Source organism: Ideonella sp. P3_A4 (assembly GCF_056403075.1).
In genome coordinates this window covers 1-1,198 of sequence record NZ_JBFUGE010001109.1, presented here as the reverse complement: position 1 = coordinate 1,198, position 1,198 = coordinate 1, and the positions used below count along the sequence as shown (strand labels likewise).

Annotated in this window: 1 protein-coding gene; it reads right to left on the bottom strand. The window is 63.6% G+C overall.

What is annotated here, in order from left to right; translation table 11 throughout:
- On the bottom strand, nt 1-1,154 hold a 1,154-nt coding region (locus tag AC1DYI_RS36250), incomplete at its 3' end, for a PQQ-dependent sugar dehydrogenase (protein WP_477208921.1).
- Nucleotides 1,155-1,198 lie beyond the last annotated feature (44 nt).

Below are 1,198 nucleotides of genomic sequence, written 5' to 3'. Positions count from 1 at the left end.
ATCCTGATCAGAGTGCCGCTCAGCCCCATCACGTAGAGCCGGCCTTGGCCGTCCTCGCCGAACGACGTGATCACGCTCAGCCCGCTGTCGGCCAACAGGGCCGACGTATCCTCGCGCCACTCCAGCGGCGTGCCGTGCTCGTCGTAGGTGATCGAGAAGATGCGGTTGCTGATGCAGTCACCGAAGTAGTAGCGCCCGTCCGCTTCAGCGATGCTTGGGCCACGGTACACATAGCCGCCGATCACGCAGTCGCCGAGGCCGCCCACTTCCATGTGGGCATAGTCGAATGCCGGTTCGGTGAGGCCTGTAGCGTCGCCGCCGACGAGGGGCGTCTCGACCGTGCCTTCGCGCAGGCGCCAGCCGTAGTTGTGCCCGCCCTTGTCGTCCGGCGCTTCGAAGTTGACCTCTTCCCGCGTGCCCTCGCCAACGTCGGCGATCCAGAACGCGCCGGTCAGCCGGTCGAAGCTGGGGCGGTAGGGGTTGCGAAGCCCCAGCGACCAGATTTCCGGCCGCGCGTCGGGCAAGCCCACGAAGGGGTTGTCGGCAGGGACCAGATAGCCGGTACCCGTACCACTCACATCGATGCGCAACACCTTGCCCAACAGCAGCTGGCCGTTCTGGGCGTTGTTGTCGGGGTCGTACGAGCCGCCGCCGTCACCCAGGGTGAAGTAGAGGTCCTTCGTGTCACCTGGGCGGAAGCCGATCCAGCCTGCCTTGTGGCCTGCAGTGGACGTCTGGTCGATCGCAATGATCGGCTGCCTCGACTTCGGATTGGCTTTGTTGGCGTTGACGGTTGAGACGGTGTAGCGATCGATCTTCGACTGCAGCGTGCGGCGGTCGATGTAGCTGATGTAGAAGCGGCCGTTGGCAGCGTAGTCGGGATCGAAGGCCAGGCCGAGCAGGCCTCGCTCACCCTCGGTATCCACCCGCTTGGAGACATCGAGAAAAGTCGTGACGGTCTTGTTGGGACGCACGAGCTTGATGAAGCCCGACTTCTCGACCACGAACAGGCGTTTGTCGCCGGATGGCGCGGTGACAAAGATCGGCTCGTTGAAGCTGCCGACCACTTTGCCCACCAAAGCGTGGGCCGGCAGCGCACTGGCCCAGACGGCGCCTATCAGGGCGATTGCTCGCCAACGTTGCAAGAACTTCATGAAATCCCTCCCTTGTGTTTGCGAATGTTGATGCTGCTCGGGAT